General features: G+C 59.5%; 20 protein-coding genes and 2 pseudogenes. 12 read left to right on the plus strand and 10 right to left on the minus strand.

The window, feature by feature from the left end; translation table 11 throughout:
• The first annotated feature begins 47 nt into the window (after nucleotides 1–47).
• Nucleotides 48–461, plus strand: coding sequence for a YhbP family protein (locus C1Y42_RS16575; RefSeq protein ID WP_058759569.1), 414 nt, complete (start codon nucleotides 48–50; stop codon nucleotides 459–461).
• Between the two features lie 34 nt (nucleotides 462–495).
• Here C1Y42_RS16575 and C1Y42_RS16580 read toward each other — a convergent pair whose 3' ends face one another.
• Complete coding sequence (locus C1Y42_RS16580) at nucleotides 496–1,017, minus strand: type 1 glutamine amidotransferase domain-containing protein (protein ID WP_021507686.1); 522 nt, start codon at nucleotides 1,015–1,017, stop codon at nucleotides 496–498.
• 237 nt (nucleotides 1,018–1,254) lie between these two features.
• Between C1Y42_RS16580 and C1Y42_RS16585 the strand changes: the two genes are divergently transcribed.
• On the plus strand, nucleotides 1,255–2,289 hold the full coding sequence (locus tag C1Y42_RS16585) for a permease (RefSeq protein ID WP_058774878.1): 1,035 nt from the start codon (nucleotides 1,255–1,257) through the stop codon (nucleotides 2,287–2,289).
• Here C1Y42_RS16585 and nrdG read toward each other — a convergent pair.
• Both nrdG and nrdD read right to left on the minus strand, forming a co-directional pair.
• Nucleotides 2,284–2,748, minus strand: a pseudogene (nrdG, locus tag C1Y42_RS16590) (anaerobic ribonucleoside-triphosphate reductase-activating protein); the annotation flags it as partial. The gene C1Y42_RS16585 and the pseudogene nrdG sit on opposite strands and share 6 nt — an antisense overlap.
• Nucleotides 2,745–4,883, minus strand: coding sequence for an anaerobic ribonucleoside-triphosphate reductase (nrdD, locus tag C1Y42_RS16595; protein WP_058774876.1), 2,139 nt, complete (start codon nucleotides 4,881–4,883; stop codon nucleotides 2,745–2,747). The pseudogene nrdG and the gene nrdD, both read right to left, overlap by 4 nt.
• Before the next feature lie 278 nt (nucleotides 4,884–5,161).
• Here nrdD and C1Y42_RS16600 point away from each other — a divergent pair, with 278 nt between their 5' ends.
• The gene (locus tag C1Y42_RS16600; protein WP_104093963.1) at nucleotides 5,162–7,546 is read left to right on the plus strand and encodes a beta-N-acetylhexosaminidase; all 2,385 of its coding nucleotides are present in this window, start codon (nucleotides 5,162–5,164) and stop codon (nucleotides 7,544–7,546) included.
• Between the two features lie 112 nt (nucleotides 7,547–7,658).
• On the opposite strand, the gene ridA is transcribed toward C1Y42_RS16600, so the two are convergent.
• The 4 genes from ridA to argF form a co-directional block, all read right to left on the minus strand.
• On the minus strand, nucleotides 7,659–8,045 hold the full coding sequence (ridA, locus tag C1Y42_RS16605) for a 2-iminobutanoate/2-iminopropanoate deaminase (RefSeq protein WP_010615965.1): 387 nt from the start codon (nucleotides 8,043–8,045) through the stop codon (nucleotides 7,659–7,661).
• A 78-nt stretch (nucleotides 8,046–8,123) separates the two neighbouring features.
• Complete coding sequence (pyrI, locus tag C1Y42_RS16610) at nucleotides 8,124–8,588, minus strand: aspartate carbamoyltransferase regulatory subunit (protein WP_010615964.1); 465 nt, start codon at nucleotides 8,586–8,588, stop codon at nucleotides 8,124–8,126.
• A gap of 11 nt (nucleotides 8,589–8,599) precedes the next feature.
• Nucleotides 8,600–9,535, minus strand: a complete 936-nt coding sequence (gene pyrB / locus C1Y42_RS16615; RefSeq protein WP_021507680.1) for an aspartate carbamoyltransferase — start codon at nucleotides 9,533–9,535, stop codon at nucleotides 8,600–8,602.
• A gap of 241 nt (nucleotides 9,536–9,776) precedes the next feature.
• Entirely contained in the window at nucleotides 9,777–10,784 is a 1,008-nt protein-coding gene (argF, locus tag C1Y42_RS16620; protein ID WP_021507679.1) for an ornithine carbamoyltransferase, read from the minus strand.
• Between the two features lie 162 nt (nucleotides 10,785–10,946).
• Between argF and rraB the strand changes: the two genes are divergently transcribed.
• Together rraB and C1Y42_RS16630 are read left to right on the plus strand one after the other, a co-directional pair.
• Nucleotides 10,947–11,366: a ribonuclease E inhibitor RraB gene (gene rraB, locus C1Y42_RS16625; protein WP_010615961.1), complete on the plus strand. Its 420-nt coding sequence runs from the start codon at nucleotides 10,947–10,949 to the stop codon at nucleotides 11,364–11,366.
• 56 nt (nucleotides 11,367–11,422) lie between these two features.
• Nucleotides 11,423–12,184 (plus strand): tRNA-(ms[2]io[6]A)-hydroxylase, encoded by a 762-nt coding sequence (locus C1Y42_RS16630; protein ID WP_031279729.1) that lies wholly within the window; start codon nucleotides 11,423–11,425, stop codon nucleotides 12,182–12,184.
• Between the two features lie 162 nt (nucleotides 12,185–12,346).
• Here C1Y42_RS16630 and C1Y42_RS16635 read toward each other — a convergent pair whose 3' ends face one another.
• Nucleotides 12,347–12,829: a YlaC family protein gene (locus tag C1Y42_RS16635; protein ID WP_021507677.1), complete on the minus strand. Its 483-nt coding sequence runs from the start codon at nucleotides 12,827–12,829 to the stop codon at nucleotides 12,347–12,349.
• Between the two features lie 102 nt (nucleotides 12,830–12,931).
• Nucleotides 12,932–14,644: pseudogene (locus C1Y42_RS16640) on the minus strand (flagellar biosynthesis protein FlhA); the annotation flags it as partial.
• On the opposite strand from C1Y42_RS16640, the gene C1Y42_RS16645 reads away from it, so the two are divergent.
• The 6 genes from C1Y42_RS16645 (at nucleotide 14,643) to C1Y42_RS16670 (ending at nucleotide 20,295) form a co-directional block, all read left to right on the plus strand.
• Nucleotides 14,643–15,428: an OmpA family protein gene (locus C1Y42_RS16645; protein WP_104093965.1), complete on the plus strand. Its 786-nt coding sequence runs from the start codon at nucleotides 14,643–14,645 to the stop codon at nucleotides 15,426–15,428. The pseudogene C1Y42_RS16640 and the gene C1Y42_RS16645 sit on opposite strands and share 2 nt — an antisense overlap.
• 257 nt (nucleotides 15,429–15,685) lie before the next feature.
• Nucleotides 15,686–16,288 (plus strand): hypothetical protein, encoded by a 603-nt coding sequence (locus C1Y42_RS16650; RefSeq protein WP_021507674.1) that lies wholly within the window; start codon nucleotides 15,686–15,688, stop codon nucleotides 16,286–16,288.
• Nucleotides 16,289–16,413: 125 nt separating this feature from the next.
• Nucleotides 16,414–17,853: a circularly permuted type 2 ATP-grasp protein gene (locus C1Y42_RS16655; RefSeq protein ID WP_021507673.1), complete on the plus strand. Its 1,440-nt coding sequence runs from the start codon at nucleotides 16,414–16,416 to the stop codon at nucleotides 17,851–17,853.
• Complete coding sequence (locus C1Y42_RS16660; protein WP_021507672.1) at nucleotides 17,847–18,776, plus strand: alpha-E domain-containing protein; 930 nt, start codon at nucleotides 17,847–17,849, stop codon at nucleotides 18,774–18,776. Before C1Y42_RS16655 ends, C1Y42_RS16660 begins: the two co-directional genes overlap by 7 nt.
• A complete protein-coding gene (locus C1Y42_RS16665) occupies nucleotides 18,773–19,573 on the plus strand; it encodes a transglutaminase family protein (protein WP_058759558.1) in 801 nt (266 codons plus the stop codon). The genes C1Y42_RS16660 and C1Y42_RS16665 overlap by 4 nt, the downstream gene beginning before the upstream one ends.
• A gap of 17 nt (nucleotides 19,574–19,590) precedes the next feature.
• Nucleotides 19,591–20,295 (plus strand): proteasome-type protease, encoded by a 705-nt coding sequence (locus C1Y42_RS16670; protein WP_031279727.1) that lies wholly within the window; start codon nucleotides 19,591–19,593, stop codon nucleotides 20,293–20,295.
• Nucleotides 20,296–20,339: 44 nt separating this feature from the next.
• Here C1Y42_RS16670 and C1Y42_RS16675 read toward each other — a convergent pair whose 3' ends face one another.
• Entirely contained in the window at nucleotides 20,340–20,960 is a 621-nt protein-coding gene (locus C1Y42_RS16675; protein WP_021507669.1) for a response regulator transcription factor, read from the minus strand.
• Nucleotides 20,961–21,234: 274 nt separating this feature from the next.
• Between C1Y42_RS16675 and C1Y42_RS16680 the strand changes: the two genes are divergently transcribed.
• Complete coding sequence (locus tag C1Y42_RS16680; protein ID WP_104093966.1) at nucleotides 21,235–22,938, plus strand: lysophospholipid acyltransferase family protein; 1,704 nt, start codon at nucleotides 21,235–21,237, stop codon at nucleotides 22,936–22,938.
• Nucleotides 22,939–23,125: the final 187 nt, after the last annotated feature.

Consider the following 23,125-nt stretch of genomic DNA (forward strand, 5'->3'; position numbering starts at 1 on the left):
GTGTAACGCGCCTGCGGCCGCATCGCTATCAACGCACGGAGTTGCTCTTGTCTGACCATTCTCATCTGATTCGCTATCTGAAAAAGCAGCACGTGCTGTCGCTATGTGCCAGTGACGGTGATGCGCTATGGTGCGCCAACTGTTTCTACGTGTTCGATGAAGCGCGCATGGCGTTCTGGCTGATGACCGAAGCCGATACGCGTCACGGCGCGCTGATGGCGCGTCATCCACGCGTCGCCGGCACGGTGAACGGCCAGCCGAAAACGGTGCTGTTGATTAAAGGCGTGCAGTATCGCGGGCGTATTCAGCTGACTGATGAGGCGCAGGCGCTGAAGGCATATCAGTCGCGCTTTCCGGTGGCAAAAAAAGTCACCGCGCCGCTGTGGGAAATTACGCTGGATGAGCTGAAAATGACCGATAACGCGCTGGGGTTTGGCAAAAAGATTGTCTGGCAGCGTTAGCCCGGCACGCGCAGAGGCGCACCGGGCGACCGCCTTACGCTGCGTTCAGAATGCGCAGGGATTCGCGGTTAAACGCGGGCAGGTCTTCAGGCGTGCGGCTGGTAACCAGCTTGTCATCATCAACCACCACCTCTTTATCGTAAAAGTCCGCGCCGGCATTACGCAGATCGATGGCGATAGCTTTCACGCAGGTCATTTTACGACCACGCACGCCGTTCGCGCTGATCAGCAGCTGCGGACCGTGACAGATGGCGAAAATCGGTTTGCCGCTGGCGACAAACTCTTTGGTAAAGGTGACAAAGCGATCGTCACCGCGCAGCGCGTCAGGCGAATGACCACCGGGCAGCAGCAGCGCGTCGAACTCGGCCGGGCTGACATGGTCAATATCCTTGTCGATTTTGACTTCGGCTTTGCCCTGTTTTCCCTTCACGGTTTTGCCCGCCTGCATCTCAATGGTGACCACTTCATGGCCCGCTTTGGTGAAGGCCTCGGCCGGTGAGGTAAACTCTGAGTCTTCAAATTCATCGGTAATCAGAACCGCTATTTTCTTGCTCATCTTTCTCCTCCTTGCTGATCACGCACCTGCTGTGCGTGACACGTTTCAACAGACAAGTCTGGACCCTGAGCGTGGAAACGCAAGCCAGCCGGCGCAGGCGGGATTGGTTAAATTCCGGAGACAGATCAAGTTTAAGCGTGACGACGCTGGCACACGGGCATAACCTGAATAACACTGTGGGATCTGCGTCGCGCCCTCCGCGCGGCATACGTTATTCAGTTGAATACGGAACCGGTTATGACCCAATTCGCCTCACCTGCACCAGCGGCCCGCTTCGCCTGGTGGAAACCGCTGCTGTTCCTCGCCGTGGTGCTTATCGGTCTGTGGTACGTTAAATGGCAGCCTTACTATGGCAAAGCCTTCACGGCTGCAGAAACCCATTCCATCGGCCGCTCTATTCTTGCCAATGCCGCAGATTCGCCGTGGCGCGCCGCGCTGGATTACGCCATGGTCTATTTTCTCGCGGTGTGGAAAGCCGCGGTGCTCGGTGTGGTGCTGGGCTCGCTGGTGCAGGTGCTGATCCCGCGTCGCTGGCTGCTGCGCCTGATGGGCAGCAACCGCCTGGGGGCCACGCTGGTCGGCACCGGTTTTGGCCTGCCGGGCATGATGTGCAGCTGCTGTGCCGCGCCGGTGACCGTCGGCCTGCGCCAGGCGCAGGTTTCAAGCGGCGCGGCGATGGCGTTCTGGCTGGCGAATCCGCTGCTTAATCCGGCAACGCTGGTGTTTATGGGCTTTGTGCTCGGCTGGCAGTTTGCCGCCATTCGGCTGGTGGCGGGTGGGGTGATGGTGCTGGGCATTGCCCTGCAGGTGCAGCGCAGCGTGCCGGAAACCGCCGTTGCCGCGCCGCTGTTGCCGCAAGAAAGCCATGAACGGTTTGTGACGCGCTGGCTGCGTGTGATGTGGCGGCTGTTCTGTAACACCATTCCGCTCTACATCGTGGCGGTGCTGCTGCTCGGCGCCGCGCGCGTCTGGCTGTTTCCGCACGCGGACGGCGCGGTGGGGAATACGCTGTTCTGGGTGATGCTGATGGCCATCGCCGGCTGCCTGTTTGTGATCCCGACCGCCGCCGAGATCCCCATCGTGCAAACCATGATGCTGGCGGGCATGGGCGTCGCACCGGCGCTGGCGCTGCTGGTGACGCTGCCCGCGGTCAGCGTGCCGTCGCTACTGATGCTGCATCGCGCGTTCCCGCCGCGCGCGTTGTGGATCGCCTTCTGCGGCGTGGCCGTCAGCGGCATGCTGCTCGGCATCCTCGCACTGTGGCTGGCGTAAATACCAGATAGTCTGATTGCGGCTGCCGCGCCACAGCAGCCGCGCATCTTTTTCCGCTTCGATGAAACGTCCATCAATCAGCACGTCGATTTCCGCAATCACTTCACGCTGCGCCGCCGTCAGTTCCGCCAGGGTGTAGCCGGTCCACAGCCAGATATCTTTATCCGGACAGTCGCGGCGCACGCGCTTCACCAGCCGGCGAATATGCGGCACATTGTGCGGATGCAGCGGATCGCCGCCGCTCAGCGACAGCCCCTGACGCGGAATGCGTTGATCCTGCAGATCGGCAATCAGCTGCTCCTCCATGGCCAGCGTAAACGGCACGCCGGAGTCAGGCCGCCAGGTGCTCTGGTTGTAGCAGCCGCGGCAATGATGTTCGCAGCCCGCAACAAACAGCGTGCAGCGCGTGCCGGGACCATTCACGATATCCACATCGTAGTAGCGATGAATGTGCATCATCCCAGCTGTCCGGTATCAAGGTGCTTGACGCGGCGCTGCACCTCTTCCTGCTTGCCGGCGTTGAACGGCCGCGCATCCGGGCTGCCAAGATAGCCGCAGACGCGGCGCGTGACCGAAACGCGCGCCGGATCGTGATTGCCGCAGCTCGGACAGGTAAAGCCTTTGCTGGTACAGCTGAACTCGCCGCTGAAACCGCACTCGTAGCACTCATCGATCGGCGTGTTGGTGCCGTAATAGGGCACGCGGTCATAGCTGTAATCCCACACATCCTCCAGCGCCCGCAGGTTGTGCTGAATGTTGGGGTATTCGCCGTAACAGATGAAGCCGCCGTTAGCGATGGCCGGGTAGGGCGCTTCAAAGTCGATTTTGTCGTACGGATTGACCTTTTTCTCTACGTCGAGATGGAAGCTGTTGGTGTAATAGCCCTTGTCGGTCACGCCCGGCACTACGCCAAATTCGGCGGCATCAAGGCGACAGAAGCGATCGCACAGGTTTTCACTGGGCGTACTGTACAGGCTAAAGCCGTAGCCGGTTTCCGCTTTCCACGCATCCACCGCCTGGCGCAGATGCGTCACAATCGCCACGCCGGTTGCGCGCAGGTGCGCGGCATCATACGGATGCACGGCGTTGCCGCTTAGCGCGTTAAGCGTTTCATGCAGGCCGATATAGCCCAGCGAGATCGAGGCGCGGCCGTTGCGAAAGATCTTGCCCACCTCGTCGTCCGCGTTGAGCCGTACGCCGCAGGCGCCTTCCATGTAAAGAATCGGTGCGACGCGCGCTTTGGTTTTTTCCAGCCGGGCAATGCGGGTCATCAGCGCCCGCTTCGCCAGTGCCAGACGCGCATCCAGCAGCGTCCAGAAGCGGGCTTCGTCTCCCTGAGCTTCTAACGCAATGCGCGGCAGGTTGAGGCTGATCACGCCGATGTTGTTACGGCCCTCATGAATCTGCTCGCCGTTTTCCTCGTAAACGCCGAGGAAGCTGCGGCAGCCCATCGGCGTTTTAAACGAGCCGGTGACTTCCACCACTTTGTCGTAGTTGAGGATATCCGGATACATGCGCTTGCTGGCACACTCCAGCGCCAGCTGTTTGATGTCGTAATTGATGTCGCTGGCGCGGCGGTTGACGCCTTCGCGAATGGCGAACACCAGCTTAGGAAACACCGCGGTTTTATGGTTTTTGCCCAGCCCGGCAATGCGGTTGCGCAAAATCGATTGCTGAATCAGGCGCGCCGCCCAGTCGGTACCGAGGCCAAAGCCAAAAGTGACGAACGGCGTCTGGCCGTTGGCGGTGTGCAGCGTATTGACTTCGTACTCCAGCGACTGAAACGCGTCGTAGCACTCTTTTTCCGTGCGCGCGCGCGCGTATGCTTCCACGTCAGCAATCTGCCATTCGCGGGCAATCTGGCGATGCTTGTCGAGACTGAGGGTGACAAACGGCGCCAGCACTTCGTCAATGCGGTTAATGGTGGTGCCGCCGTAAATATGGCTGGCGACCTGCGCGATGATCTGCGCCGTCACCGCGGTGGCGGTGGCGATGGATTTTGGCGGTTCAATCTCGGCGTTACCCATTTTGAAGCCGTGCGTCAGCATGCCGTGCAGATCGATTAGCATGCAGTTAAACATCGGGAAGAAGGGAGAGTAGTCGAGGTCGTGATAGTGGATTTCCCCACGCTCGTGCGCCAGCACCACATCGCGCGGCAGCAACTGCTGCTGGGCATAATGTTTGGCCACGATGCCGGCCAGCAGGTCGCGCTGCGTCGGGATCACTTTGCTGTCTTTGTTGGCGTTTTCGTTGAGCAGCGCCGCGTTGGTCTGTTCCACCAGGCCGCGAATGGCATGATGCAGCTTGCCGCGCTGCTCGCGCGCCAGATCCCGGTCGTGACGGTATTCGATATAGGCGCGCGCCAGCTGTGGCCAGCGTCCGCTCATCAGCGCCTCTTCCACGGCACACTGGATGTCACGAATATCGACCTCAGCCTGGGTTGCCAGCTGCGCGCTGACCTGCTGAGCGACCGTCGTGCACCAGGCCAGGTCGTCAACCTGGGCGGCCTGCGCGGCGGCCCGCACTGCAGCTTCAATGCGCCGGGCATCAAACGGCACCCTGCAGCCGTCACGCTTAATCACTACCGTTGCCATCTTCCCTTTCTCCGCTGGAAACTACATGTAGATAATTTTAAGGAGTGTAATCGCAACATGTGGTGTTTCGGAGGAAATTAATCGCACTGTTTTTGACCTATAGCAAAGAAGCGCGGCCAGCGCCTGAAAGCCGTGCAGTGGTCAACAGCCGCTACACTGAAAAGTTTTAAGCTGGGCAAACTTCAGCCGGTTGCAACTTGCTTTGCGTTGCGAAACAGGTTTAATGAGCGTTTTGCGCCATTTCCGGCCCATCGTTTTGCCTTACAAGGATGCCCACCATGCTTCTGCCCCGTACGCTGCTGGCCGTTTTGTGTTCCCTGACGTTTTCCACGCAGGCCGCACCGGCAAGCGATCTGCCGCTGATGCCATGGCCACAGCAGGTGACGCAGCCCGCTGGCGGTGGCGCGTTTACCCTGACGCCGCAATTTTCGCTGCACATCACCGGCGATCACCTGGAAGGGGCCGAAGCGCGCTGGCGCGCCCGCATTTCGCGGCAAACCGGCTGGGCGCTGCTGCCCGCCAGCCCGGCCAGCGATCGTCCCGCCATTCAGGTCCGGATTGCCGACGCGGTCGATCCGCTACCGCAACCGGACAGCGACGAAAGCTACCGTCTGGAGGTCAGCAGCAGTGGCGTACTGCTGCAGGCACCTACCCGTTTTGGCGCGATGCGCGGCATGGAAACCCTGCTGCAGCTGATCGCCAACACTGCCAGCGGCACGCAAATTCCCTTTGTCACCATCGACGATCGGCCGCGCTTCCCGTGGCGCGGCGTGCTGATCGACCCGGTGCGCCACTTCCTGCCGCTGGAAACCCTTAAGCGGCAGATTGATGGTATCGCCGCGGCGCGCATGAACGTGTTTCACTGGCACCTGACCGACGATCAGGGATGGCGCTTTGCTTCCAGTCACTATCCGCAGCTGCAGCAGCAGGCCAGTGATGGCCTGTTCTACAGCCAGCAGCAAATGCGCGAGCTGGTGCACTATGCCACTCAGCGCGGCGTGCGCGTGGTGCCGGAAATCGATCTGCCCGGCCATGCTTCCGCCCTGGCCGTAGCGATGCCGGAGCTGATGAGCGCGCCGGGGCCGTATGCCATGGAGCGCGGCTGGGGGGTGTTTAAACCCTTGCTCGATCCCAGCAATGAAGCGGTGTTTCGCTTTATCGACACGCTGATCGGCGAAGTCGCGGCGATCTTTCCCGATCCCTACATTCACATCGGCGGGGATGAAGTCGATCCCAGTCAGTGGAGCGCCTCACCGAAGATTCAACAGTTTATGCGTGACCACGGCCTGCAAGACGCCCATGCGCTGCAGGCGTGGTTCAACCAGCGGGTTGAGAAGATTCTCGCCGCGCATCAGCGGCGCATGCTTGGCTGCGATGAGGTGTACCATCCCGACCTGCCGAAAAATATTGTGATTCAGTCGTGGCAGGGGCAGGACGCGCTGAGCGAAGTGGTAAAGCAGGGGTATCGCGGCATTCTTTCCACCGGTTTTTATCTCGACCAGCCGCAGAGCGCCGCGTATCACTATCGCAACGAGCTCTGGCCGCAGGGGCTGAACGGCGTCGATCAACTGCGCGCCGACGATCAGGCGCAAAGCTGGCAGTTCACTATGCCGCGTCTGAAAGGCAGCGCGGTGCAGGGCAGTTTCACCCTGATTGAGGGCAAAAACGGCTGGCGCGGTTTTATCGATTTCAGCGGCAAGGCGCGACGCCAGGTCAGCGACATTCGCTGGCTATCACCGACGCAGCTGACCTTCAGCGTCGACAGCTGGATGGGGCCGTTTCAGCCGGTGGTGACGCTGACGCGTGACAACCTGACCGGCTACGTGCTGGTGGGCAACGTGCGCTATCCGACCACAGGCAGCAGGCTGGCGCAGATACCGGCCGGTATTGCTCCGGTACTGCCCACGCCCGCTCAGCTGCAGCGTGATTTGCTGGGCGGTGAAGCGGCGCTGTGGGCGGAGAACGTGAATAGCCGGGTGATTGATACACGGCTGTGGCCGCGCGCCTTTGTGGTGGCGGAGCGGCTGTGGTCGGCGCAGGATGTGACCGACAGCGAGAATATGTACCAGCGGCTCAGCGCGATTGATCGCTGGGGGACGGTGTCGGTCGGCCTGCAGCAGCATCAGCAGGCCGAGGTGCAGATGATGCGGCTGGCCAACAGCAGCGATATCACTCCGCTGCGCGTGCTGGCGGAAGTGCTGGAACCCGCGCAGTATTACACCCGCCAGCACCTGAAGTTTCAGGCCGGGCATTATGACTATTTTGAGCCGCTGAACCGGCTGGCGGACGTGTTGCCAGCCGAGAGCGAGCCGGTGCGGCTGCTGGATAAGCAGGTGGATGCGCTGATTGCTAATCGCGGCGATCACGCTGCCGCCAGCGCCCTGCGCCTTCAGCTGCAGCGCTGGCAGCGCAACAGCGATGCGGTGATGCCGCTGGTGCTGGGCAATTATCAGCTGAAAGCACTGCAGCCGCAGGTGCGCCAGGTCGCAGAGCTGAGCCGGATGGGGCTGGATCTGGTGAACGCGCTGGAGCGCAACCAGGCCTACGGTGCAGGCGAGGTGGCGCAGATGCACGCCCAGCTGGATGCGGCGGCGCAGGTGCAGGATGAAACGGTGCTGGCGCTGGTGCGACCACTGGAGAAACTGCTGCGGTCGTCGAGATAGGGAAGATCGGAAGTCACGAACTATGCAGGGTCGTCATTGATGACGACCAGGCGATCTCGCCAGGTGCGCACGGATACGCCCCCTGCATGCTGGGTGATTGATGACCGCTAAATCAGCGACGTACCGCGATGGCTTCGATCTCAATCTTCACGTCTTTCGGCAGACGCGCCACTTCCACGCAGGAGCGCGCCGGGAAGCTGGCCTGATGCTCGGTGAAAAACGCTTCATAGGTGGCGTTGACCGTGGCGAAATCGTTCAGGTCTTTGACGAACACGGTGGTCTTCACAATGTCGCCCACCTGCAGGCCAGCGGCCAGCACAATCGCCTTCACATTCTCCAGCGACTGACGCGCCTGCGCGGCGATGTCGTCCGGAACCGCACCGGTGGCCGGATCGACCGGGATCTGGCCGGAGGTGATGATCATGCTGCCGAGATCCACGCCCTGGACGTACGGGCCAATCGCTGCCGGGGCTTTTTCAGTACTGATTTCGCGAGACATTGTTTCTCCTTAGGCATGCGCGGCGAACCCTTGCCCGCCGCGAAAATGTTCGCCCCATTATAGGGAGGAAACGGGCGATTACCAGTGACCGAGCACCACGTGGCGCGCGAACTCTTTCTCGCAGTATTTACACTTCAGGTGCACATCGTCGTCACGCTGTTTCACCGCAAAGCTGGAGAACACCGGCTCGCTGCGGCTGATGCAGTTGCCGTTGGGGCAGGTCAGCACGCGCTCGATGCGTTCCGGCAGCGTCGGTGCGATCTTCGCCACCACTTCATACTCATCAATGCGATTCACCGTGGCGTGCGGCGCGTACACCGCCAGCTGATTGATCTGATCATCAGTCAGAAAAGTATTTTCGATTTTGATCAGATCCTTACGCCCCATCTCGCCCGACGGCAGATTAAGGCCGATGGTGATGCGCTGATCGGTTTCGGTGAGGCGGAACAGTGACAGTAGCTTAAAGCCGACCTGCGCCGGAATATGGTCGATCACCGTGCCGCGTTTGATGGCTTCAACCTGCAGTTTGTTATCGTGGGTCATCGTTCTGCTCCTTACAGTGCCAGTTCGCTATTCAGTACCAGCGCCAGCAGGGCCTGGCGGGCATAGATGCCGTTGCCGGCCTGCTGGAAATACCAGGCGTGCGGCGTGCTGTCGACATCGGTGGTGATCTCATCAATGCGCGGCAACGGATGCAGCACCTTCATGTTATCGCGCGCACCGGCCAGGTCGGCTGCCCGCAGGATGAACTGCGCTTTCACGTTGGCATACTCTGAGGGATCGAGACGCTCTTTCTGTACGCGCGTCATGTAGAGAATATCCAGCTGCGGCATCACTTCTTCGATGCTGTCGTGGCGCGACCAGGCAATGTTCTGTTCATCCAGCATATCGGTGATGTAGGACGGCATCGCCAGCGCATCCGGTGCGATGAAGTAGAAGCGGTTGCCGCTGAACTTCGCCAGCGCCTGGGTCAGCGAATGCACGGTGCGGCCATATTTCAGGTCGCCGACCATCGCCACGTTGAGGTTATCGAGGCGGCTCTGGGTTTCCCGGATGGTGAACAGATCGAGCAGCGTCTGCGTCGGATGCTGGTTGGCGCCGTCACCGGCGTTAAGGATCGGCACGCCGCCCGAGAACTCCGTGGCCAGCCGCGCCGCCCCTTCCTGCGGATGGCGCATCACGATGGCATCCACATAGGTGCCAATCACCGAGATGGTATCGGCGAGGGTTTCCCCTTTCTTGCCCAGCGAGGTGTTGCTGCCGTCGGCAAATCCCACTACCGACGCGCCCAGCCGGTGCATCGCGGTTTCAAATGACAGGCGGGTGCGCGTTGAGGCCTCAAAGAAGCAGCTGGCGATAACGTTGTGTTTCAGCAGCTCCGGCTGCGGATGGGCTTTCAGCTGGGCGGCGGTATGCAGCACCAGCTCCAGCTCATCGCGGTTGAGGTCGTTGATGGAAATAATGTGCTTGCGATATAGCGGGTTGGCCATAGCTCTCTCCTCTGCGCTGCCGGATTGCGGACAAAAAAAAGCCCCTTTACAGGGGCTTTCTGGCGATCGATGAATGACGGAAAGAAACAGGTGCGCCGCCTGCATTCAGGCGTACGGGAGCGGCAAATTGTGCGCTGCGCTGTTGCATGTTTCCTCCGGCAAATTGTGGCGCATTATACGCATTCACTGAGCCGCATCAAGCAGAAATCACGCGCGAGGTAAACGTTTGCGCCGCGCAGGCTTAGCGCTGACTCAGCGTCGCCACCATCACCGCTTTAATGGTGTGCATGCGATTTTCCGCCTGGTCAAACACCACGCTATGGTCGGATTCAAACACCTCGTTGCTGACTTCCATGCCGTCGTGCAGACCATACTGTTCGGCCATCTGCCGTCCGAGCGTGGTTTGGTCATCATGAAACGCGGGCAGGCAGTGCAGGAATTTCACCTGCGGATTGCCGGTCAGCGCCAGCATCGCGCTGTTAACCTGATAAGGACGCAGCAGGGCGATGCGCTCTTCCCACACCGATTTCGCTTCGCCCATTGATACCCAGACGTCGGTATAGATGAAATCAGCACCCTGCACGCCTTCGGCAATCTCTTCTGTCAGGGTAATTTTGCCGCCGGTGTGCTGTGCTGCCGCGCGGCACTGCGCCACCAGCTCCTCTTCTGGCCAGCAGCCTTTCGGTGCCACCAGCCGCAGATCCAGCCCCACCAGCGCCGCCGCTTCCAGCATGCTGTTGCCCATGTTGTTGCGCGCATCGCCAACGTACACCAGCGTCATCTCGCTCAGCGCTTTGCCCGGCAGATGCTCCTGCATGGTCAGCAGGTCAGCCAGCAGCTGCGTCGGATGGAACTCGGTGGTCAGGCCGTTCCACACCGGCACGCCGGCATATTCGGCCAGCGTCTCTACCAGCGCCTGACCGTAGCCGCGATACTGAATGCCGTCATACATGCGTCCCAGTACGCGCGCGGTGTCTTTCATCGACTCTTTATGGCCGATCTGGCTGCCGCTCGGGCCGAGATAGGTGACGTTAGCGCCCTGATCGTAGGCGGCAACTTCGAAAGAGCATCGGGTACGGGTCGAGTCTTTTTCGAAGATGAGCGCGATGTTTTTGCCTTTCAGGTACTGGGTTTCGCTGGCGTTTTTCTTTGCCTGTTTTAATTCACTGGCGAGTGATAACAGACCGGTGATTTCGGCTGGGGTGAAGTCCAGCAATCTCAGGAAATGTCTCGAATACAGCTGACTCATACTGCGCTCCGCATTACATCAATAATGAATTAAAATTCAATCTAACCGTATGAATATGCATTTTCAACCCCAGCGCTAAGAAACTTTCTGTTTTGTGTAGTGGCGCGCGAGGCAGTGTGGGAAAATAATTGCATTCACTGCCACTATTTTGAGGACACGCCCATGGCATACGAAGCATTGCTGGAAGAACAGCGCGAAGAGACGCGCCTGATCATTGAAGAGTTGCTGGAAGACGGCAGCGATCCGGATGCGCTTTACACCATCGAGCATCATCTCTCCTGCAACAACTTCGACTCGCTGGAGAAAGCCGCGGTTGACGCTTTCAAGCTGGGCTATGAAGTCACCGAGCCGGAAGAGCTGGAGCTGGAAGACGGTAGCACCGTGATGTGCGTCGACATCCTGAGCGAATCGGCGCTGAAGCCGGAACTGATTGACGCGCAGGTCGAGCAGCTGGTGAATCTGGTCGGGAAATACAACGTCGATTACGACGGCTGGGGCACTTACTTTGAAGATCCGGATGCCGAAGATGAAGACGATGGCGAAGAGATCGACGACGAAGACGATGACGGTGTGCGTCACTAAGCCCTGACGGGCGGCACATGCCGCCCGGTAATTTTCCTGCCAGCAAAGAACCTCTGATGAATTACGCTTCGCTATTAGACCCCATTCACCAGTTTTTACAGTGCCGCACGCCGCAGGCGTGGATTGATGAAGCGCGCAAGCCGGAAAATCTCACGCTGCTGCTTACCGATCACATGGTATGCGAGTTGAAAGCGGCGCAGACCGCAGTGTGGCTGATCCGCAAATACGTCGCGGATAAACCCAGTGGTGACGCGATCCTGGCGTGGCTGCAGCCGTACGAAGATTTTATTTTCGGTGAGAATCACGACAGCGATTTTATCAATGCCCACAAGAATCTCAGCAAAAGCATTATTGTGCGTAATGAACTGCCGTGGGCTGATGAGATGGTGGAAAAGATGGTGCTGCTGATCAAAGAGGAGCTGCACCACTTTTATCAGGTGTGGGAAATCATGCAGGCGCGCGGTTTGCCCTATCGCAAGATCACCGCCAGCCGCTACGCCAAAGGGCTGCTGCGTGAAGTGACCACCCATGAACCGGATACGCTGGTGGATAAACTGATTTGCGGGGCGTATATCGAAGCGCGTTCCTGCGAGCGCTTCGCCAGCCTGGCGCCGTACCTGGATGCGCAGCTGGAGAAGTTTTACATCTCACTGCTGCGTTCCGAAGCGCGCCACTATCAGGATTACCTGACGCTGGCGGCACAGATTTCACCGAAGGATATCGCACCGCGCGTGCGGGCGATTGGGGCAGCGGAAGCGCGCTTGATCAGCGAACCGGACACTGAGCTGCGCTTTCACAGCGGCGTGCCGGCGTTTTGATTTGGTGCGCGCGGCGAAACTTCCTGACCCAGCCTTCAGGCGTTGTCTTACTACCCTCTTTAGCTTCGCATACCTTCTGTGTAAAGACGCAGGGGGTAGTAATTAAGCAGTGAGTCATTAAGGGCTTATAAATACCATGGAAGCAGGAATGAATTTGCCCGATCAGATCTTCGCGGCGCGCTGATGGCCCCAGGTCAGGTAGTAGACATCATAAAAATCCACTTCTCCTTTCTGCTGCATCAGGCGATCGATGCCGCTGCGCACGCGCTCGGGCGTGCCCGGATTCTCCAGGATCTTGTCCAGCGCCTGCTGTGAGACCGGCTGCACGTAATACCACTCGCCGTTATAGCACACGCGCAAATCCAGCGTATCGATGTCCTCGAAGCGGTATTTCGGGTTGATGTCCAGCAACATCAGAAAACTCATCACCAGCACGAACACCGTGGCGAACCAGAAGGCCGGCCAGCCGAGCATCTCAGTCGAGAAAATCAGCGCCACGCACAGGCCGTAGCACAGGTACATCACGCCCCACAGCCCCGGATGGGTTTTCAGGAAGTTAAAGCTGAAACGCGGCAGATTATCGCGCCGCTCCTCGCGGTTGAGCGTGTCGATTTCATCGATCAGAATTTGTTTAATCGCGTCCATTATTCACCTCTGAATATCACTGCCTGCCAGTAAACCACATAACAGTGAAGGGCGGCAGAGACAGATCAGAGGTGTTTTTTTATAACAGTTTTCCGCAACGCATCAGCTCACCTGCCCGACAATCTGCAGATTGGCATCGTCCGGCACCTCGTTATACGACAGCACATTCAGCCCGCTGGCGAACAGCCGGGCGTAGCGCGCAATCAGCGGCCGCAGCTGCGGCGTCACCAGCAGCACCTGCGTCAGGTTCTGCGCTTTCAGCTGCTCCATCATCACCGGCAGCGTGCTCTGCAGCTGGGTGAGAATGTTAGGGTCGACCGGGAAACTGTCCAGCGCCACTTTGCCGCCCTGCTGCGCCTGATTGAGCGCTGCCAGCAGCAGGTTTTCCAGGCTGTTATCCAGCGTATAGGCCGACAGCGGTTTGTTGTCCGGCGCAATCGCCGCCACCATGGCGCGGCGCAGCGCATAACGCACGTCGGAGGTCAGCAGGATCGGATCTTTAGTGATCGCCACGCTCTCCAGCAGCTTGGTGGCAATGGTGGTGATGTCCTTGAGCGATACCTGATCGTTGAGCAGCAGACGATACACCTTGAGCTGCAGACTGTAGTTCACCGCGGCGTTGAGATCCTCTGACAGCTTCGGCGCCACGCTCGCCAGCCGCTGATGCAGCTGAGTAATATCATCGTAGTTGAACAGCTCTGGCAGGTTTTCGCGCACCACTTTGTTGACGTGCGTGGCCACCACGCTGGCGCAGTCGACTACCTGATAACCCAGATTCAGCGCTTTGGCTTTCTGCTCTGGCAGGATCCAGGTCACCGCCATACCGTACGCGGGATCGGTATCCAGCAGGCCGTCGATCTCACCGTACTGATCCGGCGTCGGCAGCGCCATCAGGCGGTCGGCGTGCACTTCGCCCACGGCAGTGCGGACGCCGTTGATCTTAATCGCGTACTGCGACGGCTTTAAGTGGAAATCTTCACGCAGGGCGATCTCCGGCAGCAGCACGCCGCTGGTTTCCGACACCACCTGGCGCACGCCGCGCATACGCTGGGTCAGCGGCGCGCCTTTGCCTTTGTCCACCAGCGTGACCAGCTTGTAGCCCAGGTTAAGGCCGATGGGCTCGACCAGCGGAATATTGTCCCAGCTGATGGTCGGCTGTTCCTCCGGCTGCGCCAGCGCCTGATTGATCGCCTCCATGTCGACATGGCTTTGCGTCGGCTTCTGCACCACGCGGCTCTGGCGCCACGCGGCGAACAGCAGCAGGGCGGTGAAGACGAGGAACACCATGTGCGGCATGCCCGGCACAATCGCCAGCACAAACATCACGCCCGCAGCGGTATACAGCGTGGCCGGTTTCGCCAGCAGCTGCGACTTCACTTCCTCGCCCATGTCAGCGCCGTCGCTGATACGCGTCACGATGATCGCCGCCGCCGTCGACAGCAGCAGCGACGGAATCTGCGCCACCAGACCGTCACCGATGGTCAGCAGCACATACTGTTCGAACGCCTGGCCGGCCGGTAAACCGTGTTTGAACACGCCGATCAGGATGCCGCCCAGCACGTTGATCAGCAGGATCATGATGCCGGCGACGGCGTCACCGCGCACAAACTTGGAGGCACCGTCCATCGCGCCGTAGAAGTCCGCTTCGTTGGCCACATCCTGACGCCGCACCCGCGCCTGTTCCTGATTGATCAGCCCGGCGTTGAGATCGGCGTCGATCGCCATCTGTTTGCCCGGCAGCGCGTCGAGGGTAAAGCGCGCCGATACTTCAGAAATACGCTCGGCCCCTTTGGTCACCACCACAAAGTTGATCATGGGCGCCGTCACCGAAGACGAGCGTAAGGAGATTGTCGCGCAGCTCAACGGCACCTCGGTGTTTAACGGTTCCGGCTTTAATCCGTTCGATGTCGAAACCGGACGCGGCTCCGCCATCATTGGTGAAACGCTGGCGATTGCGCCGCCGACCGAGGGCGCCACCGTCAGTGACACCAGCGCGGAAAACAGCGACAGCAATAGCAATGCCAGCCAGCCGCAGGAAGATCTGGACAGCGTGCTGTCGCGCTCCGACGCCGAGCTTGCACAGCTGCGTCAGCAGATCCAGAGCATCATCAACAGCTATCACGCCCAGAACCTGCTGACGCTGGAAACCCTGCCGCAGGGGCTGCGTATCCTGATTCAGGATGACCGGGATCGCATGATGTTCCCGCGCGGCAGCGCGGTGCTGACGCCGTTTTATCAGCGCCTGCTGACCGAACTTGGTCCGGTGTTTAACCGCATCGACAACAAAATCATGATCAGCGGCCACACCGACGCCGCACAGTACAGCGGCAACGCGGCGTACAACAACTGGAATCTCTCCGGTGACCGTGCGCTGGCGGCGCGGCGTGCGCTGGAGCGCGGCGGGCTGGAAAGCACGCGCGTGCTGCAGGTGAATGCCATGTCGTCCCGTATGCCGCTCGACAAAGCCGATCCGCTCAGCGCACGTAACCGCCGTATTGAAATCATGGTGCTCACCGAGGCGGCAGCCGAGACGCTGTTTCAGTTTTATGGTCGCGAAGGGGAGAACGTGGTGAAACCCATCGCTGACCGCCTGCGATAACCTGTCAGTGCCTTTGAATCAACTGTTGATTCTACCGGTGGCGAAATCCACCGGTTTTTTTTGCCTGTTTTTTGCTGCGGCAGATGCCGGGTAAACGAGGCGCGCCATGGCATGCCACGAAATGTTAAATATGTTAATAAGTAATTTGGCTTTAGTAAGCTAAATCATTCTTTTATGTGAATTTTGCCGGTGTGCGCACATTGCAATGCCCGGTGGCTTTGCCACAATTAGGCAACGTGGCTATCCGGAGAAAGAGTATGTCTGCCCAATCTTCCAGTCTGCTGTTACTGATGTCTTTCGCCGCCGGTACCTTTTCCGCGGGATCGTCAGGTAACCCGCAGCATTTAATGTTATCGCTGCCGTCCGGCGGTGTACCCAATAATCCGCTGCCGCTGATCATCTGGCCGTGCGTGGTGCCGGAAGAGGAGGAGGACAGCGCGGCCTGGTTTGAAAAAACCTTTAGCGCCAGCGGCTGGCCTGCGGCGTGGCGCGCGCCGATTTTTCCTTACACCCACTATCATCCCAATACCCATGAGGTACTGGGCGTCGGCGCGGGCTGGGCGGAAGTGCTGTTTGGCGGCGACAGCGGCCGCATGGTGACGCTGCGTGAGGGGGATGCGGTGCTGATCCCGGCCGGCGTGGGCCATAAACAGGTGTTTGCCTCCGACGACTTTTTCACCGTTGGCGCCTATCCTGAAGGGATGTCACCGGAAACCGTGCGCGACGAACCCTCCCGGCTGCGCGCGTCGAAAGAGCAGATCCAGCGCGTGCCGCTGCCGGATCGCGATCCGTTTACCGGCGGCGAAGGAGCAATGACCGAAATCTGGCTGCCAGTGGCGCAGCAGCTGATGCACCAGTAAGGTGCAAGGCAACGATTATCCGGCGCGGCTCCGCTTTCGGGGCGCGCGTGCCGTTGCGGCGGCGGGCCTCTGGCACACTTTGTGCAGGAGAGAAGTCAGGTCCTCTGACAAGCGCCGGGTAAATCATGAAAGCACGCGACCAGATAGCATCAACCTTCTACGATGAGATGTTGCAGAGCGACGGTCAGCACCGCGCTCACTATCAGCATTACTGGGAATGGTTACAACAGGCGGACAAAGAGGCGGTGGCGCGCAAACGTGAAGAGGCAGAACTGCTGTTTCATCGCGTTGGCATCACCTTCAACGTCTACGGTGACGATGGCGGTGCCGAGCGGCTGATCCCGTTCGACAGCGTGCCGCGCATCATTCCTGCCAGCGAATGGGCGATGCTGGAACGCGGCATTCGCCAGCGCGTTCAGGCGCTCAACGCCTTCCTGCACGATATCTACCATCAGCAATATATTCTCAAAGCCGGCATCGTGCCGGCCGAGCAGGTGCTGGTTAACGATCAGTATCAGCCCTGTATGCAGGATGTCGATCTGCATCGCCAGATCTACGCGCACATTACCGGTGTCGATATGGTACGCAACAGCGATGGCGACTATTACGTACTGGAGGATAATCTGCGCACGCCGTCCGGCGTCTCCTACATGCTGGAAAACCGCAAAATGATGATGCGCCTCTATCCGGAGCTGTTTGCTGCGCAGCATATCGCGCCGGTGGAGCGTTATCCGTCGCACCTGCTGCAGACGCTGCGCGAAAGCTCGCCGGTTAACGATCCGGTGGTGGTGGTGCTGACGCCGGGACGTTTCAACAGCGCCTACTTCGAACACAGCTTTCTCGCTCAGCAGATGGGCGTGGAGCTGGTGGAGAGCGCCGATCTGTTCGTCAAAGACGGCGCGGTGCTGATGCGTACCACCGCCGGGCCGTGCAAAGTGGATGTGATCTATCGCCGCGTGGACGACGCGTTTCTCGATCCGCTCGCCTTCCGGCCGGATTCCATGCTCGGCGTGCCGGGATTACTGTCGGTATACCGATCCGGCAATGTGGTGCTGGCGAATGCGATCGGCACCGGCGTCGCCGATGACAAGTCGATCTACCCCTACGTGCCGGAAATGATCCGCTACTACCTTGATGAAGATCCGATCCTCAACAATGTGCCCACCTGGCAGTGCCGCAAGCCGCAGGATCTGAGCTACGTGCTGGCCAATCTGGCGCAGATGGTGGTGAAAGAGGTGCACGGTGCCGGCGGTTACGGCATGTTGATTGGCCCGGTCGCCAGCCAGCAGCAGCTGAGCGAGTTTCGCGATCGGCTGCTGGCGCGGCCGGATAATTACATCGCGCAGGATACGCTGTCGCTCTCCACCTGCCCGACCTTTATCGACAACGGTCTGGCGCCGCGCCATATCGATCTGCGGCCTTTTGCGCTGTACGGCGCGGATATCCGGCTGGTGCCGGGCGGCCTGACGCGCGTGGCGCTGACCGAAGGCTCGCTGGTGGTGAACTCGTCGCAGGGCGGCGGCACCAAGGACACGTGGGTGCTGGAGGATGACACATCATGCTAAGCCGGACGGCCAGTGGCCTTTACTGGATGGCGCGCTATCTGGAGCGCGCAGAACAACTTGCCCGGGTGCTGGATGTGACCCATCGCCTGTCGCTGATGCCGGTGCGCAATCGCCAGGGCGACGAACTGCTGTTGCCGCTCAACCTGACCGGCACGCGTCAGCTGTTTGAAACCCTCAACGGGCGCTGCACCATGCCGCAGCTGTTTAACTTCTTCGCGCTGGATGAGCGCAACCCGAGCAGTATTTTCAGCTGCTGGCAGGCGGCGTGGAACAACGCGCACGCGGTGCGCGGCAGCCTGTCATCCGAAGTGTGGGAAAGCATTAACTCGACGTGGATTGAGATGCGCAACACGCGCCGCCGTGGCATCTCGCCGGCCGGTGCCGACAGCTTCTTCGACTGGGTGAAAGAGCGTTCGCATCTGTTTCGCGGCGCGATGTCCGGCACGCTGCTGCGCGGCGATGCGCTGCGTTTTATCCGGCTTGGCACGCTGATGGAGCGCAGCGACGGCACCGCGCGGCTGCTGAGCGTTAACCAGCAGCTGCTGGAGCAGCATCCCGACACGGTACGGGAATATTACTGCCTCGACAGCCTGCTGCGCGCAGTGTCGGCGCGTGAGGCCTACAACGCCATCTTTAAGCAGCAGCTGATGCCGCCGCTGGTCAACGAAATGCTGATCCTGCGCAGCGAAAGTCCGCGCTCGCTGCACTCCTGCATTGAGGAGATCGCCAGCCAGCTGGAGCAGATTGGCAGCAGCGGCGAGGATCGCCCGCGCTATCTCAGTACGGTCCTGCTGGCGGAGATGCGCTTCAGCACCTGGGAGAGCCTGACGCGCGACGGCCTGCAGCCGTGGCTGGACCATTTTCTCAGCCGCATCAACGCGCTGGCGGAGAGCATCAATCACACCTATCTGGAGGCGAAATGAGACTGAACATTGAGCATAAAACCTGGTACGCCTATGAGCAGCAGGTAAAACTCAGCACCCAGTATCTGCGCCTGACGCCGCAGAATTCGGTGCACCAGCAGGTGCTGTCGTGGCAGCTCGATCTGCCGTGTGAAGCGACGCGCACGCTGGATGCTTACGGCAACGTGCTGCACGTGCTGACGCTGGACAGGCCGCATCAGCTGCTGGAGATTGCCGCGCGCGGCGTGGTCGAGATTCTGGATGCCAGCGAGCTGGCGCCGGATCCGCAATCGACGCTGTCGCCGCTGGTGTTTCTGCGCGCCACGCCGCTGACCCAGCCGGACGGGGCAATCCGCGACTTCGCCCGGCGCTACTGGCAGGCGGAGAAACCGCTCGCCAGCCTGGAAAAACTGATGGACGAGCTGCTGCTGAAAATGCCGTACCAGCCCGGCAGCACGCAGGTGAGCGACAGCGCGGCGAAAGTGTTTGCTGCCGGCAGCGGCGTTTGCCAGGATCACAGCCACGTGTTTCTCGCCTGCTGTCGCAGCCTGGGGATCCCGGCGCGCTACGTCAGTGGCTATCTGTATACTGACAACGTTGAACACGTTGCTACCCACGCCTGGGTTGAAGCCTGGCTGGATGGCAGTTGGCACAGCTTTGATATCACCAATAACACGCGCAGTACGCGGCAGCATTTGCGGCTGGCGGTGGGCGTCGACTATCTCGATGCCTGTCCGGTGCGCGGCATTCGTCTGGGCGGCGGCGGTGAAGATATGCTGGCGGTGGCTGCGGTGCAACAGGTGCACGGGCAGCAGTAATCGGAACAGGCGTAACTATGACTTATTGTGTGGCAATGCGTTTATCGGCCGGGATGATTTTTGTCTCGGATTCACGCACCAATGCGGGCGTGGATCATATCTCCTCGTTTCGCAAACTGCATGTGTTTCAGGTGGATGATGAGCGCACGCTGGTGCTGCAAAGCGCCGGCAATCTGGCGACGACGCAGAGCGTGATGAGCCTGCTGCGGCGCAACTGTAACGACAGCGAACAACCCAATCTGCTTAACGGGCGTTCGCTGTACGACATTGCGCTGCTGGTGGGCGCCACGCTGCGTGAAGTGATTGCGCGCGACGGCGAGGAGTTTGGCGGCACGCTGCTGCTGGGCGGGCAGATTCGCGGCGAAGAGCCGCGGCTGTTCCAGATCTATCCGCAGGGCAACTTTATTGAAGCCAGCGTCGACACGCCGTACTTCCAGATTGGTGAGAGCAAATACGGTAAGCCAATTATTGACCGCGTGCTGCGTTATGAGACCTCGCTCAGCCAGGCGATGCAGTGTGCGCTGATCTCCATGGATTCGACGCTGGCGAGTAACATCTCCGTCGGCCTGCCGCTCGACGCGATGGTTTACCACAGCGACAGCTTTAGCGACAGCGAGCAGTACCACATCACCGAACAGCATCCCTACTTTTCCCAGATCCGCCAGCTGTGGAGCAAAGGATTGCTGAGCGTGTTCTCTCAGCTGCCGCCGCTCAAGCTCTGACCTGCTGCCCGGTCGTCACGCTGGCGAACCGGGCCGGGTTTGACTCACACCAGCTCATTGGCGCGCGCCGCCGTATTAATTCCGCTAATCCCTTTCAGGCCGAGCTTACGCAGAATTTTAATTTTATAAGTGCTGATGGTTTTACTGCTCAGCTGTAATTGTGAGGCGATCTCTTTATTACTCATCCCGGAGGCCAGTTTCACCAGCACAATCAATTCGCGGCGCGTTAAACTCATCAATTTCTCGCTTTCAATCAGCTCGGCGGCATCCGCTGCACTGTGCGTGACCGGATAAAAACGTTTTCCGCGCTCGACTTCTTTTATTGCTGTCAATAAAGTTTCCAAATCGCCGCGTTTACACACATAGCCTTCTACCCCTAACTGCAGGCAACAGCGTTGATAAAACAGGCTTTCTGAGGCGGTAAAAACAATGATTTTTTGCTGCGGCAAAATACGTTTAATGTCGGCAATCAGCGGAATGCCCGCGCGGCCGGGCATGGTCAGGTCCAGCAGCACCACGTCTGGCTGCGCATGATGTAATTCGCTAATCAATAAATCGCCTTTGTTGGCAATGCCCGCAACCGAATAGTCATAAGCGTGCAGCAGTGCCTGAATACCCGCACAGATTAATGGGTGGTCATCAACTATAAATACCGAATGAATCATATGTGTAGTCCAAAAATAAACAAAAAAAGAACGAAAGGAATAAACACCGATGAAAATTCATTAGCAGAGGTGTGACCAGATTAATTCACGGGTCTTAAGAATAAGATTTAAGTCCTGTCTGGAAAATTCTCATTTAAGGTAAATTTGACTTTTTTATGCGCCAGCACAAAGCGCGCCGATACTTTTTCCTGTCCGCATCTGCCGTGGTCATAAATCTGAAAACAAGCCGTTTTAACGTCAGGGGAATAAACCGCTGCGTATAAAAAGGTGCACCATGTTTTCCGTTGATCAGCTTCTCAATACTTACTGGCCAGGCCAGCAGCCGGCGCACTGGCAGAAAAGCCTGCTGAAGTGGGCGGTGCGTGAACAGGAGTTTCAGGACTTTGCCCAGCGCTATCCGCATCTGAAAGGGGTGGATATGGTGGAGCAGGTGCTGGAACACCTGGATGTGCGCTGTGAGCTCAGCGAACGCGACCTTGAACAGATCCCGACGCACGGGCCGGTAGTGATCGTCGCCAACCATCCGCTTGGCGCGCTGGACGGCCTGGCGCTGCTGGCGGCGGTATCGCAGGTGCGGCGCGACGTGAAAATCGTTGCCAACCGCATGCTGATGATGCTGGAACCCATCAACAACCTGATGCTGCCGGTGGATAACATGGGCAACCGCACCAGCCGCGAGCAGCTGACGCGCATGCAGCAGCATCTCGACAACCAGGGCGCGCTGATCATCTTCCCGGCCGGTGAAGTCTCGCGCCTGTCGAGCCGCGGCGTGCGCGATCGTCACTGGCACCACAGTTTTCTGCGCCTCGCCGCCCGCGCCCGCGCGCCGCTGGTGCCGGTGCACGTGGTGGGACGTAACAGCCTGGCGTTTTACGCCGCGGCGAAGGTGGCGGCACCGCTGGCGTTGCTGATGCTGGTACGCGAAATGTTCCGCCAGCGCGGCACGCGCATCAAACTGCATATCGGCGAACAGATTCCCTTCGCCAACTGGCACGATGGCCATACGCCGGGCAAAGAGCTGGCGAAGCGGCTGCGCAAGCATCTGTACCGCATCGGTCAGGGACGGAGCGGTCTGTTTCTTACCGAAGCCGCCATCGCCCGCCCGGAAGATCGCGCTGAGCTGAAAAAAGCGTTGCTGGAGAGTGAACGGCTCGGGACGCTGCCGGACGGCAAACAGATTTACCTGTGGCGGCGCAACGGGGCCAGTTGGGTGCCGCTGCTGCGTGAACTGGGCCGGCTGCGCGAAATCGCCTTCCGTGCGGTGGGCGAGGGCAGCGGCCGGCGGCGCGATCTCGACAAGTATGACGATGATTACTATCACCTGATTTTATGGGATGACGAGGCGCTGGAGATTGTCGGGGCCTACCGCTTTATTCCGGGCGCCGAGCAGCTGGCGCGGCGCGGGCTGCAGGGCATCTACAGCGACAGCCTGTTCCACTATGACGAGCGCATGCTGCCGATTATTCAGCAGGGGCTGGAACTGGGACGCAGCTTCATTCAGCCGGCCTACTGGGGCAAGCGCGGGCTGGATTATTTATGGATGGGCATCGGCGCTTACATTGCGCGCTATCCGCAGACGCGCTACCTGTTTGGCCCGGTATCAATCTCCGGCACCATGCCGCTGGCGGCGCGCGATCTGCTGGTGGCGTTTTACCGTCTCTACTTTCCGACCGATCTGCCGCTGGCTAAATCGCGCCGCCCTTATCCGGCGTCGCTGCCGGAGGTGCTGGCGCAGTTCACCGGCGATAACTACGCCGACGATTTGCGGCGTCTCAAGCATTTGCTGGCTAATCTCGGTACCGCGATTCCGACGCTGTACAAACAGTATTCGGAAGTGTGCGAGCCGGGCGGCGTGCAGTTTATCGATTTCGGCAGCGATCCGGATTTCAATCACTGCATTGATGGTCTGGTGCTGGTCGATCTGTCACGCGTGAAACCCGCACGTTATGAGCGCTATATCGGCATGCATTTAACCTGAACGCGCCAGATGACGTCAGTTAATGCCACCTGACAGCACGCCGCCGGAGAATCTCCGCGCGGCGTGCTGTCAACTTTGCGCAATAAATCCACTATCCCACTGAACATTTTCTCGCCACTGCCGATAACCACACTACCAACTTTTGTCTGCGGATGATTTGCGCTTGTAAGCGATGCGCTTTTGCGTT

The sequence above is a fragment of the Pantoea sp. ICBG 985 genome (assembly GCF_002928365.1).
GTDB lineage: Bacteria > Pseudomonadota > Gammaproteobacteria > Enterobacterales > Enterobacteriaceae > Pantoea > Pantoea dispersa.